Origin of the sequence: Mesorhizobium sp. B263B2A (assembly GCF_020165775.1) — a bacterium.
Lineage (GTDB): Bacteria > Pseudomonadota > Alphaproteobacteria > Rhizobiales > Rhizobiaceae > Mesorhizobium > Mesorhizobium opportunistum.
In genome coordinates this window covers 35,119-49,446 of sequence record NZ_JAIUIU010000012.1, presented here as the reverse complement: position 1 = coordinate 49,446, position 14,328 = coordinate 35,119, and the positions used below count along the sequence as shown (strand labels likewise).

Annotated in this window: 12 protein-coding genes and 1 other RNA gene; 2 read left to right on the top strand and 11 right to left on the bottom strand. The window is 62.6% G+C overall.

Annotated features, from left to right (window positions below):
• Positions 1-27: 27 nt before the first annotated feature.
• The 4 genes from LB568_RS19290 to mraZ are packed head-to-tail and all read right to left on the bottom strand — an operon-like array spanning position 28 to position 3,605.
• Positions 28-1,737, bottom strand: coding sequence for a peptidoglycan D,D-transpeptidase FtsI family protein (locus LB568_RS19290; RefSeq protein WP_224731004.1), 1,710 nt, complete (start codon positions 1,735-1,737; stop codon positions 28-30).
• Positions 1,734-2,129, bottom strand: coding sequence for a hypothetical protein (locus LB568_RS19285; protein ID WP_013894663.1), 396 nt, complete (start codon positions 2,127-2,129; stop codon positions 1,734-1,736). Before LB568_RS19285 ends, LB568_RS19290 begins: the two co-directional genes overlap by 4 nt.
• A 4-nt stretch (positions 2,130-2,133) precedes the next feature.
• Positions 2,134-3,150, bottom strand: coding sequence for a 16S rRNA (cytosine(1402)-N(4))-methyltransferase RsmH (gene rsmH, locus LB568_RS19280; protein ID WP_013894662.1), 1,017 nt, complete (start codon positions 3,148-3,150; stop codon positions 2,134-2,136).
• Entirely contained in the window at positions 3,147-3,605 is a 459-nt protein-coding gene (gene mraZ, locus LB568_RS19275; RefSeq protein ID WP_224731003.1) for a division/cell wall cluster transcriptional repressor MraZ, read from the bottom strand. Before mraZ ends, rsmH begins: the two co-directional genes overlap by 4 nt.
• A gap of 409 nt (positions 3,606-4,014) precedes the next feature.
• Here mraZ and LB568_RS19270 point away from each other — a divergent pair, with 409 nt between their 5' ends.
• A complete protein-coding gene (locus tag LB568_RS19270; RefSeq protein WP_224731002.1) occupies positions 4,015-5,130 on the top strand; it encodes a cystathionine gamma-lyase in 1,116 nt (371 codons plus the stop codon).
• A 226-nt stretch (positions 5,131-5,356) separates the two neighbouring features.
• Here the strand turns inward: LB568_RS19270 and LB568_RS19265 are convergent, their stop codons facing one another.
• The 6 genes from LB568_RS19265 to LB568_RS19240 all read right to left on the bottom strand — a co-directional run bounded on the left by LB568_RS19265 (position 5,357) and on the right by LB568_RS19240 (position 9,140).
• Positions 5,357-5,719, bottom strand: a complete 363-nt coding sequence (locus tag LB568_RS19265) for a type II toxin-antitoxin system ParD family antitoxin (protein WP_224731001.1) — start codon at positions 5,717-5,719, stop codon at positions 5,357-5,359.
• Between the two features lie 166 nt (positions 5,720-5,885).
• Positions 5,886-6,285, bottom strand: an RNA gene (rnpB, locus tag LB568_RS19260) — RNase P RNA component class A.
• 80 nt (positions 6,286-6,365) lie between these two features.
• Positions 6,366-7,085: a lytic transglycosylase domain-containing protein gene (locus LB568_RS19255; RefSeq protein ID WP_013894658.1), complete on the bottom strand. Its 720-nt coding sequence runs from the start codon at positions 7,083-7,085 to the stop codon at positions 6,366-6,368.
• A gap of 212 nt (positions 7,086-7,297) precedes the next feature.
• Positions 7,298-8,053: an N-acetylmuramoyl-L-alanine amidase gene (locus LB568_RS19250; RefSeq protein WP_224731000.1), complete on the bottom strand. Its 756-nt coding sequence runs from the start codon at positions 8,051-8,053 to the stop codon at positions 7,298-7,300.
• Entirely contained in the window at positions 8,050-8,769 is a 720-nt protein-coding gene (locus LB568_RS19245; protein WP_023778030.1) for a J domain-containing protein, read from the bottom strand. The genes LB568_RS19250 and LB568_RS19245 overlap by 4 nt, the downstream gene beginning before the upstream one ends.
• 161 nt (positions 8,770-8,930) lie before the next feature.
• Positions 8,931-9,140 carry a hypothetical protein gene (locus LB568_RS19240; protein ID WP_013894655.1) on the bottom strand — a complete coding sequence of 70 codons (210 nt, stop codon included), beginning with the start codon at positions 9,138-9,140 and terminating at the stop codon, positions 8,931-8,933.
• A 180-nt stretch (positions 9,141-9,320) separates the two neighbouring features.
• On the opposite strand from LB568_RS19240, the gene LB568_RS19235 reads away from it, so the two are divergent.
• Positions 9,321-13,070, top strand: a complete 3,750-nt coding sequence (locus LB568_RS19235; protein ID WP_224731085.1) for a hydantoinase B/oxoprolinase family protein — start codon at positions 9,321-9,323, stop codon at positions 13,068-13,070.
• A gap of 44 nt (positions 13,071-13,114) precedes the next feature.
• Here LB568_RS19235 and LB568_RS19230 read toward each other — a convergent pair whose 3' ends face one another.
• Positions 13,115-14,266 carry a hypothetical protein gene (locus LB568_RS19230; RefSeq protein WP_013894653.1) on the bottom strand — a complete coding sequence of 384 codons (1,152 nt, stop codon included), beginning with the start codon at positions 14,264-14,266 and terminating at the stop codon, positions 13,115-13,117.
• Between the last annotated feature and the right edge of the window lie 62 nt (positions 14,267-14,328).

Here is a 14,328-nt window from a genome sequence, read left to right as displayed (position 1 = left end):
CGCGCAGTTACCGGCGCGCCCCAAGAATCACTGATAGGACACCAGCGTTGCACCATTTTCATGGCTGAAATCTGGCTTCACGCCAAGCATGGCCGCTGAACGCCTGATGATATTGCCGGCTATAACCCCAGCATTCGCGGCCGCGACGTCGGTCATCCCGGGCTTTTCGGGGTGCGGGGCATCGGCAATCGTAAACACCAGGTATTGCGGATCGTCCATCGGGAAGGCTGCGACGAAGGTGTTGAAATTCAAATCCTTAGAATAGCGGCCGTTGATCACCTTCTCGGCCGTTCCGGTCTTGCCGCCGACGCGGTAGCCGGGGACCCTGGCGTTTCTGGCCGAGCCCTTCTCGGCGTTGAGCGTATAGAGGTAGCGCATGCCTTCGACGGTTTTGTCGCTAACCACTTTCTTGGCCGTCGCCATCGCTTCCTGCTCGCTGCGGACCAGGAACGTCGGTTCCATCAAGTAGCCGCCATTCATCAGCGCCGCGCAGCCGACAGCCGCCTGCAGCGGTGTCGTCGACACGCCATGGCCAAAGGCGATGGTGAACGAATTGACCTGTTTCCAGACCTTCGGTTCCGTCGGGCGGGCGACTTCCGGCAGTTCGGTCTGCATCTTGTCCAGGATGCCAAGACGATGCAGGAATTCCCGGTGCCCCGCGATACCGACCAGTTCGGCCTCTCGGGCCGACCCGATGTTGGACGAATAGAGGAACACCTCCGGCAACGACAGCACACGGTTCTTGCCGTGGAAATCGTGAATGGCCTGATGCCCGACCCGGATTGGATGCGAAGCGTCGAAGCGGCTCGCCATCGTCGCCTTGCCGGAATCGAGCGCCATGGCCGAGGTGAAGCTCTTGAAGGTCGAGCCCATTTCATAGAGGCCCGCCGACATCCGGTTCAGCCGGTCCTTTTCCTGTGCATTGTAGGGATTGTTCGGATCGAAATCCGGCACCGAGGCCATGGCCACCACTTCGCCGGTCTTGACGTTGAGCACGACGGCGCCGGCGCCCAGGGCGCGATAGCGTTCCAGGCCAGCGGCGATCTCGTCGCGCACCACATGCTGGATGCGCAGATCGATCGAAAGCTTGACCGGCTTGAGATCCTTGGCCACCGCCAAGCCCGACGCCTGCAGGTCGCTCAGGCCCTGCTCGTCGATATATTTCTCCATACCGGAGATGCCCTGGTTGTCGATATTGGTCAGGCCAACAATGTAGGACGAGGTTTCGCCGCTCGGATAAAAGCGGCGCTTCTCCGTGCGGAAGCCGAAGCCGGGAATGCCGAGCTGCATGATGTCGGCCTGCTGCTTGGGCGTCAGCTGGCGCTGCAGCCAGACGAAGCCGGCGCCGCTCTTGAGCTTGTGGTAGGTCTGCTCATAGTCGATCTCGGGCAGCACGGTCGACAGCTTCTCGATCGCCTCGTCGGCATCGACGATGCGGCGCGGCTCTGCGAACAGCGACGCCGTCTTGATGTCGGTCGCCAGCACTTCGCCATTGCGGTCGACAACGTCGGGCCGCGAGGCGGTGACCCGGCTCTGCGGGCCGCCCGACAGGTCGGGCGTCTGGAAGCCGAGATAGACCAGCCGCCCCGAAATGACCGAGAAGATGCCGAAGAACACCGCCATCGTCATCACAATACGCGCCTTGCCCTTGCCGCCGGTCGCCTTGCGGGCGCCATCGACGACGATGGACCCGTCCTCAACCGTCCTGGCCCGGCGCTTCAGCAGTTTGCCGATCATTGGGCGATGCCTCCGGTCACGACGGGATCCTTGTCGCCAGGGGGCGCCTTGTCGGAATTGTCGGCCATGCCGCCCTGGCGTCCGTTCAGTATGTCCTGGATGTCCAGGGCCTTGGCCGGCAGGTCGCTCAGGCCCACGATCTGGCGCGCGCTGACCGGTTCGAGGGCGAGCTGCGCCTTGTAGAGTTCGGCGAGCTTCTGCAGCCGCGACGGCTGGGTGAGCAGGCTCCAGTCGGCCTTGAGCAGGTCGATCGTCTCCTCCTCGTAGCGTATCTGGGTATGGATCTTCTGCACCGCCGCCAGCTGGTCCTCGGCCTCGCGCTTGATCTTGTAGGTCAGGGCCGCCGCCGAAACCATGACGGCGATCAGGACAATGTCGCTGGTACGGAACACGTGCTTACCTCTCCCCCGGACGATCGACACCGGGAAGCTTTGGAAGGCCGAAAATCGAAAAATCGCCGGGGCGCGCCGGCGCCTCGGTGCGGATCGCGGCGCGCAGCCTCGCCGAGCGGGCGCGCGGATTGGCCGCGATCTCCGCGTCACCAGGCGTCACGCCGCCGCCATCCTTGCGGAAGGTGGCGCTGCGCGCCTGCGCCTCGGGCAAGTGGCGCGAACCGCTCGCGGTATCGGCGCGGTCGGCTATGAAGCGCTTGACGATACGGTCTTCCAGCGAATGGAACGTCACCACGACGAGGCGTCCGCCCGGCTTCAGCGCGCGTTCGGCGGCGAACAGGGCCTTGGCCAGCTCGCCAAGCTCGTCATTGACGAAGATGCGCAGCGCCTGGAAGACGCGGGTGGCCGGATGGATCTTGTCCTTCGGCGCGCGCCCGATATGCGTCTCGATGGCGTCGGCGAGTTCCAGCGTGCGTTCGAATGGCCGCTTTTCGCGGCGCGCCTCGATCATGCGGGCGATACGCCCGGCGTGACGCTCCTCGCCGAGAAAGCCGAAGATGCGGGCAAGGTCGCCCGGCTTGAAGCTGTTGACGACATCGGCGGCGCTGAGGCCCGCCTGCGCCATGCGCATGTCGAGCGGCCCGTCATTGCGGAATGAGAAGCCGCGCTCCGCCTGGTCGAGCTGCATGGAGGACACGCCGATGTCGAGCACGACGCCATCAACGCTTTCGGCATGCTCGTCCAGGGTCGAGAACGGCGCCTGCACCAGCCTCAGCCTGCCGCCCGATTGCGCCTCGAGATCGCGTCCGGCGGCGATCGCGTCCGGGTCGCGATCGATGGCCACCACCGAGGCCCCCGTAGCCAGGATGGCTTTGGTGTAGCCGCCGGCGCCGAACGTGCCGTCGATGATGATGTCGCCTTCCGCCGGCGCCAGTGCCTCGAGCACTTCGCCAAGGAGGACCGGAATGTGGCGGGCCGGTCCGCCAACGGCGTGGATGTCATCGCCGTGGCCCGCCGTCATTCCGGCCGCTCCCCAGGCTTCGTCCCCTGCCGAAGCTGCAAAAGCCGGGCCCGCGCCTGCGCGCCATAGGCAGCAAGCCGTCCCGGCTCCCAGACCTGAAAGAAATTGCCGCGGCCGACAAAAGTCACCTCCGCCGAGATGCCGGTGTGCTCGCGAATGAAATCGGTCATGGTGATGCGGCCATCCTGGTCGAGTTTCAGGAATGCGCCATCGCCATGGCAGAAGAAGGACATGTCGTCCGCCGTCTGCAGGAAGGGATCCTCGAGCGCGATGCGCTGCTCGTACCGATCGAGCAGGTCGAGCCCACCGACATCCATCGCCGGCAGATCCAGGCAACGCAGCGCGTAGAGTTCCGAATAGCCGCGCTTCTGCACGACGGCACGGAAATGCGCCGGAACGGACACCCGTCCCTTCGCATCGATCCTGCTCACCGTGTTCGACAGAAACCGGTCCATCACGCGTTACAGCCGCTTGCGCCGCCGCACCCCTCTTTATCGTGTCGCACGCGCCGCCGCAGCGCGTTCCCTGCCTCGCACCCACCTCGTTTACGCGGGCAAAAACCGGCAAACGCGCAGCCGCCGCGGCTGCCCGATTGGCGTACGCTTTACCCTGACGCGGAACGAAGGCTTGAGTATCGAAATGGGATATCATGGGGCACTATGGGCGTCAACGGGAATAGGCTTCGCAAACACGCGCATCGCGACCGATGAGGGCAGCCGTTCCGGCACGTCTCGTCTTTATGGATCATTAAGCCTAACGAAGCGTTTAGAGCGCTTGGCCCAACCGGAGGCGGCTTGCTGGGGCGCGTTGCCGGGCATAGCGTTTGGTCGCGTCCGACCGGTCACCAGGAGGGTTTGAGAATCGATGCCTGAATCAGCGAACACACGCGCTGCAGCACTTCCCCATCTGCGCAACAGCGGACTTGCCAAAGGCGACCCGATCCCGCTGCCGCTGACCATGGCCGCGATCTACCATGCGCCTGGCGATGCCACCGGCTACGATCAATATGGCCGCTTCAGCAATCCGACCTGGGACGCGGTCGAACACATGCTGGCGCATCTGGAAGACGCGCCCTGCGTGGCCTTCCCTTCCGGAATGGGCGCGATCTCGGCCGTGTTCTTCGGACTGCTCAAGACTGGCGACCGTATCCTGCTGCCGTCGGACGGCTATCACACGACAAGGGCACTGGCCGATCGTTTCCTGAAGCCTTTCGGCGTCAGCTACGATGTCCGCCCGACCTCGACGTTCCTCGATGGCGGCTTCGATGGCTACCGGCTTGCTTTCGTCGAAACCCCGGCCAATCCGGGACTGGATATCTGCGACATAGCGGCCGTTGCCGCGGCGGTTCACAAAGCAGGTGCGCTGCTGGCGATCGACAACACGACGATGACGCCGTTCGGCCAGCGCCCGCTCGACCACGGCGCCGATATCGTCGTCGCCGCCGACACCAAGGCGCCGAACGGCCATTCCGACGTGCTGTTCGGCCACGTCGCCAGCCGCAACGCCGACTTCATTGCCGCCGTGACCGGCTGGCGCGAAATTTCAGGCAGCATTCCCGGACCGTTCGAAGCCTGGCTGGTGCACCGTGGCCTGGAGACACTCGATGTGCGCTTCGACCGCATGTGCACCTCCGCGGAGGTGATCGCGCGGCGACTGCAGGGCCACCGGGCGATCAGCGGCCTGCGCTTTCCCGGACTGGAGAGCGATCCGTCGCATAATCTTGCCTGCGCCCAGATGGAGCGCTTCGGCTTTCTCATCTCGTTCGAGCTCGCCTCGGAACAGAGGGCCGAGGATTTCATCAACAATTGCGACCTGATGCAGGCAGCGACATCCTTCGGCGGCGTACACACCTCGGCCGAGCGGCGTTTGAAGCGAGGCGACGCGGTGCCGCCCGGCTTCGTTCGCCTCTCGGTCGGCTGTGAACCGGTGGAAGAGCTTTGGAAGGCGATCGAAACGTCGCTGGACGGGATCAGCGGCTGAAACCTGGCTGTGATATCCTCGAGATTGACCGGCATCAGCGCCGCCCCTCAATGTCCTGCCGGACATTTCTCCCCGTGGAGAACGGGGAGAAAGGCGCTGTCTTTGACGGTTTGGCCAGTTTTCCAAACTGCAGAAAAAAGCCCCCTTTTTCCCCGTCACTATACGGGGAGAAGGTCCCGGCAGGGGGATGAGGGGCAGCACCAACGTCTGAAGCGACAGCTATGTCTCATTTCTGAAAGTCGCCTACATCGGACGCAGCAACATATTTGGCCCGCAAGCGCTCCATAAATAAAGGCCCGTCCACTATCCTCCCGCTCTCAGGGCCATCGGACAGCCTGTAATTGCGCGCCTCGGCTTTGATTTCATCCATCGATGCAAATCGACCAGGCCCGCTGTCGATCCCTTCCTGCACCAGTTTGCGCAGTTCCTCGACCGTATAGCCGAGCAGATCGCGGCGGTCCTTCCATTGCCGCAGCGCATCGCGGATCACTTCGCTCGCCGAAGCATATTCGCCGGCGGCAACCACATCGTCCACCGCTTGCGCCAGTTCCGGCGACAGCGTGATGCTGCGTTTATCGACATGTCCCATGATAGGCTCCCGATGCCTTGCGTCGATCCCATGGTACGATTTAATCGTACCAGCTTCAAGCAATGGCCTGGTGTCGATCCAGCCGGCAAACGTCGCACCGACTTGAATCGGCAGGCGCGCTGGAGGGCGCAACCTGCTGATCTCAAGCGCTTTCTTTCGAAGGAAAACTGCCAGCCGGCCTGTAAGCCGGGTTTTGTATGGCCCTCGCCCCTTGCGGGACGAGAACGTGGCGGCCATTCATCTTGGGCGCATGTTGCCATGCGCCTCACGCAACCTACCCGGACGGTGAGCCGGAAACAGCCCTCGAGGGTTTCCCCTCGCACCGCCCCTATTCGGTCTTGCTCCCGGTGGGGTTTACCGTGCCGCTCCTGTTGCCAGTCGCGCGGTGGGCTCTTACCCCACCCTTTCACCCTTACCACGGTGAAACCGTGGCGGTTTGCTTTCTGTGGCACTTTCCCTGGGGTCGCCCCCGCCGGCCATTAACCGGCACCGTGTCTCCATGGAGCCCGGACTTTCCTCACCCGCGGCCTTTCGGCGTTTGCGAGTGCGGCCGCCCGGCCAGCTGGCAAGGCGTATAAAGGGGTTCAGCCCAGAAAACGCAACCGAAAAAGCCGGTTGCGGCCAGCTCTTCTTACGCCAGCTCTTCTCAGGCAGGCGCACCAACAGCAGCCAACTGCACCTTGACCTTGCTGCAATAGGCGGCCGAAACGGGGTTCATCCGTGTCGCGCCATGGCCGGCATTGTATTTCAGGATCGTGCCGCAGGTCGTGCCGCCGCCGAGATCCCGCGCCATGGCGAGATACTTCATGCCGTATTTGATGTTGGTGTCGGGATCGAAGAGGCCCTTGGCCGAACCGTTATAGCCCATCATCCGCGCCGTCGCCGGCTTGATCTGCATCAGGCCGATCTCGCCGGCACCGCCGACCATGTTCGGCCGATAATTGCTCTCGATCTTGATGACGGCATTAGCCAGCGACACCGGGACGCCGTAGCTCGCCGCATAGCGGGTGACGATCGCGGAATACTGGCCGCTGCTGGTCACCGCTGCCATCGACGCGGCTGCATTCCCGAGGCCGATCGATGCCGTTGTTGTCATGTCGACGGTCTTGCGGCCGCGCTTGGTGTGCTTTTTGGCGGTGGATTTCTTCGCCTTGGTCCAACTTGCCTTTTCCACTTTCGCGGAAGCCTGCTTCTTCGCCGTCTTCACACTCCTGCTGCTTTTGGCCGAAATGGCCTTGCCTTTGGCGGTTGCCACTACGAGCCCTTGATCGGCCCGTGGGCTTAACGGCGCGGCATTGGCCGCACCAAAGGCAAAAGTCATTACGCCGGCAGCAAGAGCTGCCGTTACAACGGTCAATTTCTGCATGTGATCCTGTTCTGTTTGGGCCACGCGAAGATCATCGCGTGGCACGCCTTGATTAATATCGGAACATCCGGGGGGATAGACGCCCGACAAACTGTACGAATTGCCCTTTGAAGTCCGAATTCGCGCCAATGAAGGCGGGGCAAGTCACTTTAAGTGACAGTTTGTAACCTGAAAGGCGCAAAGGATTACTTGGGCAGGGCCTTGACCCTGGGTCAGCGACTCATGGAGGCAAGCAGTTTTTGCAGCGTACGCATCGTCGAGCCGTCGGCCAGCCCGTCAACCAGGCGTGGTCGGAAATGCCGTTGGAAAGCCTCGACGACAATCCGTGTCTGATGATCGAAAACGCCCGATATCTCGACGCCATAGCCATAAAGCGCCAGCATCGACTGCAGCGCCTCGACATCGGCGCCGCGGGCACCGGGTCCCAATGTGGCCCCTCGCCTCACCGGCGCGGCCGGTACGAGATGGCCGACACCGGCCTCGAACAGCGCGCCCCACGGAAACTTCTCGCCTGGATCGACTTTGCGCCCGGGCGCCACGTCCGAATGCGCCAGCACCCGCGTGGCTGGGATCGCATGCCGCGCGGCAATGCCTTTGCACAGGCCGATCACCCCATCGATCTGGCGCCCGGGAAATCCGCGATACCCCAGCGAATGTCCCGGATTGACGATCTCGATGCCGATCGAACAGGAGTTGATGTCGCTGCGTCCGAACCAGGAACTCTTGCCGGCGTGCCAAGCGCGGTCGCTTTCCCTGACCATCTGCACGATATGACCATTCTCATGCACGAGATAATGCGACGAGACTTCGCTCTCCGGGTCGCACAGCCACGCCTCCGCCCCGGCACCCGTCGCCATGCCGGTATAGTGCAGCACGATCATGTCGGGTTTCAGCGTGTCGCGCCTTGGCCCGAAATTCGGCGACACCCTGACCTCGGCGCGCGGCTCGTCGGGCAGGAAGCCGCTCATACGTGCCGCAGGCCTCGCTCGATCATCTCATAGGCGGCGTTGATCGCCGCGACCCTGGTCGTCGCGATCTTGATGAATTCCTGCGGCAGGCCGCGCGCGATCAGCCGGTCCGGATGATTGTCGGAAACCAGCTTGCGGTACCGCTTCCTGACCTCCTCGAACGGCTTGCCGCGCTCGATGCCGAGCACGACATAGGGGTCGCCAGCGCCAAGATTGACGTGCCGCGCCAGGATGGCCTCGTAATGTGCCTCGTCGATGCGGAAAATCTCCGCGATCCGATGCAGGAAGGTGCCTTCATGCTCATGCACCAAGCCGTCGGCCTTGGCGATGTGGAACAGGCCGTCGAGTATGTCTTCCAGCATCACGCAGTTGGAATGCCCAGAGCCGCACATCTGCGCCATCCGTTCGGCATAGGTCTCGAATCCGGCCACGTCGCGCTGCGCCAGATCGAACAGCCGCGCCACATTGCGCGTCTCCTTCGGCGGCACTTCGAAGATTTCCTGGAAAGCGCGCACCTCGTCCTGGGTGACGATGCCGTCGGCCTTGGCCATCTTGGCCGAAAGCGCAATCATGGCCACCGAGAAGGCGACGCGGCGGCGCAGGTCCGCGTCGCCGGAGAACACCGTGCGCACGGCCTCGACGACGTCGGCGACGCCCGACGTCGTCGAAGACGAAACCCGTGTTATGAATTCGCCAAGGCGGTCCCAAATCGACATGGCCAGCTTCATAGAGCCAACCGGTCCCCGCTATCAAGCCAATAACGGCCACTGTCCGAGGTCCGTGAAGAGAGGCGCCTCGTCGGTTTCGACGATCGACTCCACGACAAAAGGCCGGCATGACGCCGGCCTTTTCTCCCAAGACACTTACTGCTTACAAGCTACTGCGCGGGCGCAGGAGCAGGCGTTGCCGGAGCCGGTTCGGCAGGCTTGGTCGAATTATCGGCCGGGGCCGCTGGCTTCATCGGCTCGGAGGCCGGCGGATTGGTGCTCTGCGTGGTGGTGTTGTCTGTGCCTGTGCCGCTGTCGCTGCAGGCCGCGACGCCCAGCAGGGCAAGCGCGGACACGGACGCAAGAATGAGCTTTTTCATAACATCTCTCCTTCAACACACGTTCACGTTGCAGTGAACGGTCGAAGGGAAAATGCATCACATCGCCATGAGTTTCGTAACGTTGCGTTTCCGCGTGTAACATCAACGGGATGCGTTGCCGCCGATGCCATGGCGCATTAACAACAAAGCTGGAAACGAAAAATGCCGGAGACAGCCGCCATGGCCGCGAAATGGGACTTCTGGATCGACCGCGGCGGCACATTCACCGATGTCGTCGGCCGAGATCCGCAAGGGGGGCTGCATCCGCGCAAGCTCCTTTCGGAGAATCCGGAAGCCTATGCCGATGCCGCCATCCAGGGCATCCGTGACCTGCTCGGGCTTGAACCTGGCGCCGCGGTTCCGCCCGGCCGGATCGGCGACATCAAGATGGGCACCACGGTGGCTACCAATGCGCTTCTGGAGCGCAAGGGCGACCGCGTGCTCCTGCTCATCACCAAGGGGTTTCGCGATGCGCTCAGGATCGCCTACCAGGCGCGCCCGGACATCTTCGCCAAGGAGATCATCCTTCCCGAACAGCTTTATGAGCGCGTCATCGAGATCAACGAGCGCGTGCTGGCCGATGGCTGCGTCGAACGGCTGCTCGACATCGCCGCTTGCCGGCCGGCGATCGAACAGGCCAGGGCCGACGGCATCGATGCCGTAGCCATCGTCTTCATGCATGCCTGGAAATATCCCGATCACGAGAAGGCGGTGGCAAAAGTCTGCCGCAAGCTTGGTTTCAGCCAGGTCTCGGTCAGCCACGAGGTTTCGCCGCTGATCAAGCTGGTGGGCCGCGGCGACACAACCGTGGTCGACGCCTATCTGTCGCCCATCCTGTCGAGGTATGTGCAGAAGGTGGCAAGAGAACTGGGTGCGGCGGAAGAGACTGACCAATCCCCCCGCCTGATGTTCATGATGTCTTCTGGCGGCCTCACCGCCGCCAACATGTTCCAGGGCAAGGACGCGCTGCTGTCGGGTCCGGCCGGCGGCGTCGTCGGCATGGTCGAGACAGCGAAATCCGCCGGTTTCGACAAGGTCATCGGCTTCGATATGGGCGGTACATCAACCGATGTCGCCCACTATGATGGCGAGTATGAACGCGCCTTCGACACCGAAGTCGCCGGCGTGCGGGTCCGCGCCCCGATGATGCGCATCCACACCGTCGCCGCCGGCGGCGGTTCGATCCTGCACTACGAGGCCGGCCGCTTTCGTGCCGGCCCGGACTCAGCCGGCGCCAATCCCGGCCCCGCCGCCTATCGGCGTGGCGGGCCGCTCGCCGTCACCGACGCCAACGTCATGCTGGGCAAGCTGCAGCCCGATTTCTTCCCGGCGATCTTCGGCCCCGGCCAGGATCAGCCGCTCGACGTCGAGGCCGTGCGCGCGAAATTCAGCGCACTTGCCGCCGAGATCGGTGACGGCCGCTCGCCCGAGGCGGTCGCGGAAGGCTTCATCACCATCGCCGTCGAGAACATGGCCAACGCCATCAAGAAGATCTCGGTGCAGCGCGGCTACGATGTCACCGAATATCTGCTCAACTGCTTTGGCGGCGCCGGCGGCCAGCACGCATGCCTGGTTGCCGACGCGCTCGGCATGGAGGCGGTGCTGATCCACCCCTTCTCCGGCCTGCTTTCGGCCTATGGCATCGGCCTGGCGTCCGTCTTTGCCTCGCGCCAGCAGGCGCTGCTCAAGCCGCTTGCGGAGGAGTCCCGAACCGAGATTGGTAGCCTCATTGCCAATTTGAGAAACACCGTCATTGCCGAACTCGCTGCGCAAGGCATCGCCGAGAACGCGGTTGCCGCCAGGCCGGTGCTGCACATTCGCTACGACGGCACCGACACGACGCTGCCGGTGAATTTCGAAAGTGACTCGATTTTCCAGGCGAAGCGCGACTTCGAGATCGCCCACAAGGCGCAATTCGGTTTCGTCTATGACGACAAGCCGATGATCGTCGAGACAGTCGGCGTCGAGGGCACCGACACCGGCGGCGGAGGCCGCGACGAAAGTGATTCAGAAACCGAGGATCTCGCCTTAAGCCCTTCGCAGAGCCGCGAAATCTTCACCGAGGGAGAATGGCGTCCATCCGGCATTTTCCGCCGCGAGGCGCTGAAGCCGGGCAACAGGATTGCCGGTCCCGCTCTGATCATCGAGCCGAACCAGACCATCGTCATCGAGCCGGGCTGGCAGGCCGAGATCACCGCCAGGAACCATGTGCTGTTGCGCCGCATCGAAAGAAAGCGCCGTCAGGCAGCGCTCGGCACTGAAGCCGACCCGGTCATGCTGGAGGTCTTCAATAACCTCTTCATGTCGATCGCCGAGCAGATGGGGGTCACGCTGCAGAACACCGCCTACTCCGTCAACATCAAGGAAAGGCTGGATTTTTCCTGCGCCGTCTTCGACCACACCGGTGCGCTGGTCGCCAACGCGCCGCACATGCCGGTGCACCTCGGCTCGATGGATCGTTCGGTCGAGACCATCATCCGGCTGAACTCCGGCGACATCCACCCCGGCGACGTCTTTGCCTTGAACGCCCCTTACAATGGCGGCACGCATCTGCCTGACATCACCGTGGTGACGCCGGTATTTTCCCTACCCCTTGAGGGGAGGGTGGCCGCGCAGCGGCCGGGTGGGGTCCTCTCAGAAGGCACCGCAAGAACGTCGAGCACTGCCTCGGCGACCCCCTCCGCCGCCTTCGGCGGCACCTCCCCCTCAAGGGGGGAGGAAATCCTCTTCTACGTTGCCTCGCGCGGCCACCACGCCGATATCGGCGGCACAGCGCCCGGATCGATGACGCCGCTCGCCACCACGGTCGACGAGGAAGGCGTCTTGTTCGACAATTTCCGCATCGTCGACCGCGGAAAGTTCCGCGAGACGGAATTGCAGACGCTGCTCACCGACCACCGCTATCCGGCCCGCAACCCGCACCAGAACATAGCCGACCTCAAGGCGCAGATCGCCGCCAACGAGAAAGGCGTCGCCGAACTGCGCAAGATGGTCGCGCATTTCGGCCTCGATGTCGTCGAGGCCTATATGGGTCATGTCCAGGACAACGCCGCCGAAAGCGTGCGCCGCGTGCTGGAACGGCTGCCCGGCACGTCGCGATACGAATACCCGACCGACACCGGCCAGATCATCAAGGTGAAGATATCGGTCGACCGGCAAAAACGCGAGGCGACAGTCGACTTCACCGGCACGTCGCCGGTCATGAAGAACAACTTCAACGCACCCGAGCCTGTCGCCCGTGCGGCGGTGCTTTATGCCTTCCGTGTCATGGTCGAGGACATGATCCCGATGAATGCCGGGTGCCTGCGGCCAATCAACATCATCATTCCCGATGGCTGCATGCTGAAGCCCGCCTACCCCGCCGCCGTCGTCGCCGGCAATGTCGAGACCTCGCAGCATGTCACCAACGCGCTGTTCGGCGCCATGGGCGCGATGGCCAATGCGCAGGGCACGATGAACAATTTGACCTTCGGCAACAAGCAGTACCAGTATTACGAGACGATCTGCTCCGGCTCGCCGGCCGGCCAGATGAACTCCGGCCGCGGCTTTGCCGGCACCTCCGGCGTCCACACCCACATGACCAATTCACGGCTCACCGATCCGGAAGTGCTGGAACTGCGCTTTCCCGTGGTGCTGGAGGATTTCCACATCCGCGAAGGCTCTGGCGGCACGGGCAAATGGAGCGCCGGCGACGGCACCAAACGCACCATCCGCTTCCTCGAAAAGATGGAATGCGCGATCCTGTCCTCGCACCGCAACCGCCCGCCACAAGGGCTGGACGGTGGTGGTGATGGTGAGGTCGGCTCGACCAAGGTGCGTCGCAAGGATGGTCGCGTCGACACGTTGAAGGCCTGTGATCAGACGGTGCTTGAGGCCGGCGAGGCCGTCATCCTGACGACACCGACGCCGGGTGGGTTTGGCAAGGGCTGAGTCCGTTAATCGGGCCCACCTTTCCCCACCGCTTTCATCGCCGTCTATTCGGCGACGATGCTGGCCCAGCAGGTGACCGCGCTGCAGATCGAACTCCACCGTCCGAAACCTTTGTAGATTTGCGCGGCCATAGTGGCTTGTTGTTTGAGCGTCAAACCGTCCGCCTTGATCTGAGGGTCGGAAACATTCCGGATCGCGAGCCAGCGCGGCGCCGCGGGGCCCATTTCCGAAGCGACCAATCCAAGGATGGCGTCACCCATTTCCGAAACAGCTCCAAGGCCCTGGAGGTGGTAATGATTATCGGAGGTGTCAAAGCCAAAGAAATCGGTCGTGACCACGCACGATCTCAGCGCGCTTGGCGCGGCAACAAAAATCTTGGGCACCCGGGTGTTGTCTTGCGGCAGCTGCGATGCGTTGGTTTTGAACAGCTGCCGTGCCTTGGCGAAGTATTTGGTATCGGCAACAGCGCTTGCATAATGAAGGCCCGCAAACGGCTCCTTCTTGAATTTGGCAAGACAATCGAAGCGAACCAGCGCACTCACCACGACATCACCGACCTCGAATTGCTTACCGATACCGCCCGCAGTTCCGGTCGTGATCACCAGCTTGGGTGCGACTTCTTCGATGATCTGCCGCCAGACTTCGATATTCGGTACCTTCGGACCGTCTTGTGACATATGGGAATCGGACTTAAAAACCACGACGGATTTCCCGCCGATGGTTGTCATCCAATAGGCCCCGAGACGCTTGGCTTGAAGGGCTGGGCACCCAGGCCGCATGTTCTTGGAAATTTCCGCAAATCGATGAGTATAGGAAAGATAGTCGTCGCGGCTGTCCTTGCCCGGGGTAAGTACCCGGCTCAAGGCGTGGCCTTCATCGACGGTCCAGGTCACCACCAGGACATCCGCTTTGGGCAAAGGACCGCCGCTGCTACCGCCTGCGTTGCCGGCTGTCTGCGGAGCCAACCCTTGCGGCCATGGAATGTCCTTGTATCGGGATAGGCCGGTGGATTTTGTAAACGCAAGAAATTGCAGCCCCGACGAAGATTCAGAGTCGAACTCTATGATCTCTCGCTGAAAATCCTCTGTACCCTTCGACTTCGCGATAGATGGAACAGCGAAAGTTGTCGCTGGCGGTGGATCACGGAGTGGATCGAATCCAAGATTTCTCTGAACCCAAGAACGGTCAGCGATCATGACATTTATCCCCTCTTGAAATAAGGATGCATCTATGAAGAAAAATGACAAATCACAAGCAA